This is a genomic window from Phytoactinopolyspora endophytica (genome assembly GCF_004138495.1).
GTDB classification, from domain to species: Bacteria; Actinomycetota; Actinomycetes; order Jiangellales; family Jiangellaceae; genus Phytoactinopolyspora; species Phytoactinopolyspora endophytica.
The window spans coordinates 48779-52342 of record NZ_ML142857.1 but is presented as its reverse complement, the minus strand read 5'-3'; the positions used below and the strand labels follow the sequence as shown (position 1 = coordinate 52342).

The following is a 3564-nucleotide window of genomic DNA, read 5'->3' as shown; positions in this document are numbered from 1 at the left end:
GAACAGCGGCATGACCTGGAGGACCCAGGTCACTGGGTGAGCCCACTCGAGGTGCGCCAACGCACTGTCCGCGTCGATCTCGTCGTCGGTCGTCACGACCGCCGCCATCCAATGCCCGAGTACGACGATCCCGATGGCGAACGCGCGCACCATGTCGACGTGGCGGTTGCGGCCGGCCGGGGTCTTCCGGGCGGCGCGCCGGACTCCTTCGAGGAGGTTCACGGTGCTCTCACCTACTCCGCCACGATCCCGTCGCCGACAGGCCGCGGGGCATTGCCGACCGTCGCCGGGCGTGGGAGCCTTTCCAACCAGGCTATGTCGAACGTTTCGCCCTGGTGAACGCGTGGCCGGACCTGCATGCTCACCATAAGGCCAGGCCTCGGGGGAATGGGCCGGGCGTGAACGTCACATTTCCGAATCGTGTCTTGACCGTGGCGTAGGCCACAACTAGCATTCGATTCCATCCAAAATATCGGTCAGTGTCCGACATGGTGGACAAGCAGCATGACGTCGTCATGTGCGGTGCACGTGTCGGCGGCACCGTGGAGGGGTGCGTGGCCACATCAATCGGGGAACGGGTTCTGAGAGGTGAGCAAGATGTTAGCGCTAACAGACAGGCGCAGGTTCCTAGCGCTCGGCTCGGCGATCGTCCTCGGCGCTGCCGCGGTCGCGGCCTGCGGTGGTGACGACGGCCCAAGCGTCGCCGACCTGGACGCCGAAGGCGGAGAAGACGGTGCGGAGGCCACCGAGCGGGCGATGGAATCCGACCCGGAGTGGGAGGGCGAGGACATCGAGCTCGAGTTCTGGACGTTCGTCGACGCCCATACGGACTTCATGATGGCGCGGGCAGAGGAGTTCAACGCCGCCAACTCGGACTACAACATCATTCTCGAGGCATCGACCGCGGACTACGAGGAGATGCACGACCGCCTGCTGGTCTCGCTGCAGTCCGGCTCCGGCGCCCCCGACATCGTGGACATCGAGATTCAGCGGTTCGCGACATTCCTGCGCGGTGAGGTTCCGCTGCATCCGCTCACCGACATCGTGGACAACCACCGTGACCAGCTGGTGGAGGAGCGGTTGGCTCCGTATCAGCTCGATGGCGTGGAGTACGGGATCGACTACCACCTCGGTACCTGGGTCATGTATTACAACGACGCGATCATGCAGGAGGCGGGCGTCGATGTCGACGAGATCGTGACCTGGGACGACTACATCGAGGCGGGCCGGCAGGTGGTGGAGAACACCGACGCCATGATGACGTCGGTGGAGACCACGGACCGGTTCTCGATCATCGGGCCGATGCTGCAGAACGGCGGCGGGACGTACGACGAGAACAACGAGCTGATCCTCGACAGTCCGGAGAATGTCGAGGCTCTGCAGCTGATCTCCGACATGGTTCACGAGCACGAGATCGCCACCGTCGCCGAGGGCGGCATGCACCATGAGACCGCGTACTACGAGGCGTTCAACGCCGGCGAGTACGCGTCGGTGTGGATGCCGCAGTGGTACGTGACTCGGTTCAAGGACTTCATGCCGGAGACCGAGGGCGACATCTTGATCCGCCGGATGCCGGAGTTCTCCGATGGCGGGTTCATCAGCACCATGGGCGGCGGAACCGGGACGGCGATCACCACCCAGATCGATGAGGACAAGCTGGACGCAGCCAAGCAGTTCCTGGAGTTCTCGAAGCTCACGTATGACTCCCAGGTCGCGTTGTGGACCGAGCTGGGCTTCGACCCGTTCCGCGTGGACGTCTACGACGACCCGGCGCTCACCGAGCCTGACCCGTGGTTCGGCAACGAACCGGTGATGACCAACCTGAGCGAGATGTTCGACCGCCTCGCTCCTGAGTACACCGGCCCGAGGTACCCCGAGATCATCCTGCAGCTGAGGGACATCGTCGCCTATGAGGTCATCGAAGAGGGCGGTGACCCGCAGGAGCTGCTCGAACAGGCAGCGGACGAAGTCCGTTCCATGGACTGACCCCGCCGTTGCCCGGTCTTTCGTCCCGAATCGCGTATGTCGGGGCGAAGGCCGGACACCGCACATGCACGACGCGGTGAGAGCACCGCTCCCGACGGGGATTCCACCGGCGAAAGGAACCCGAGCCGATGACGACACGAGCCAGAACCCGGTTGCCGCGATCTTCGAGACACCGACGCAGGCTGAAACTTCTTCTTCTCTCCATCATCGCCGCCGGAGCGACGGTTCTCGCCGCGTGTGACAGCGGCGGCAGCGTCTCCGACCTCGAAGGCGAAGAGGGGGAGGAGAACGAAGAACAGGCCATGGAGGTCGACCCGGAGCACGAGGGCGAGGAGGTCGAGCTCGAGTTCTGGACGTTCGTCGACGCCCATGCCGACTTCATGATGGAGCGGGCGGAGGAGTTCAACGCGGAGAACTCCGACTACAACATCGTCATCAACGCCTCCGTGGCCGACTACGAGGACATGCACGACAGGCTGCTGGTCGCCCTGCAGTCCGGGGCCGGTGCGCCGGACGTCGTGGACATCGAGATCGGCAGGTTCGGCACGTACCTCCGCGGTGACGTGCAGCTACATCCGCTGACCGATGTCGTGGACGCTCACCGCGACGAGCTGGTCGAGGAGCGCACGGCGCCGTACCAGCTCGACGGCGTCGACTACGGCATCGACTACCACCTCGGCACCTGGGTCATGTTCTACAACAACGCCGTCCTCGAGGAGGCGGGGGTCGACGTCGACGAGATCGTGACCTGGGACGACTACATCGAAGCCGGCCAGCAGGTGGCGGAGAACACCGACGCCATGATGACGTCGGTGGAGACGACCGCGCCGACGTCGCTGCTCGGTCTGATGAAGCAGAACGGTGGCGGCATCTACGACGAGAATAACGAGCTGATCCTGGACAGCCCGGAGAACGTCGAGGCCGTGCAGCTGATCTCCGACATGGTGCACGAGCACGGCATCGCGGAGGCGCCTCCCGGCAGCGAGCACCATGAGACCGCGTACTACGAGGCGTTCAACAACGGTGAGTACGCGTCGGTGTGGATGCCCCAGTGGTACATGATCCGGTTCACCGAGTTCATGCCGGATACCGAGGGCGACATGCTGGTCCGGCCGATGCCGGAGTTCGAGCCCGGCGGGTTCATCAGCACCATGGGCGGCGGCACGGGGACGGCGATCACCACCCACATCGACGAGGAGAAGCTCGACGCCGCGAAGGAGTTCCTGGGGTTCGCGAAGCTCACCTACGACGCCCAGGTCGCGCTCTGGACCGATCTCGGCTTCGACCCCTTCCGCAACGACGTCTACGACGATCCCGCGCTGACCGAGCCCGATCCGTGGTTCGGCGACGAGCCGGTGATGACCAACCTGCAGGAGATGTTCGACCGGCTCGCGCCGGAGTACACCGGGCCGAGGTACCCGGAGGCGATCATCCAGCTCGCCGAGAACGTGGCGTACGAGGTGATCGAAGAGAACGCGGACCCCCAGCAGTCGCTGGAGCGCGGGGCTGACCAGGTCCGCTCGGTGGATGAGTAGGGGCGCGGACATGGCCACAGCGACGAAAGAACGGACCCGGCGG

Annotated in this window: 2 protein-coding genes and 1 pseudogene; 2 read left to right on the top strand and 1 reads right to left on the bottom strand. The window is 64.8% G+C overall.

The window, feature by feature from the left end; translation table 11 throughout:
• Positions 1-222: pseudogene (locus ELR45_RS38295) on the bottom strand (acyltransferase family protein); the annotation flags it as partial.
• Positions 223-597: 375 nt separating this feature from the next.
• On the opposite strand from ELR45_RS38295, the gene ELR45_RS18090 reads away from it, so the two are divergent.
• Entirely contained in the window at positions 598-1986 is a 1389-nt protein-coding gene (locus tag ELR45_RS18090) for an ABC transporter substrate-binding protein (protein WP_129667642.1), read from the top strand.
• A 128-nt stretch (positions 1987-2114) separates the two neighbouring features.
• Complete coding sequence (locus ELR45_RS18085; protein ID WP_129667641.1) at positions 2115-3521, top strand: ABC transporter substrate-binding protein; 1407 nt, start codon at positions 2115-2117, stop codon at positions 3519-3521.
• The last annotated feature ends 43 nt before the right edge of the window (positions 3522-3564 follow it).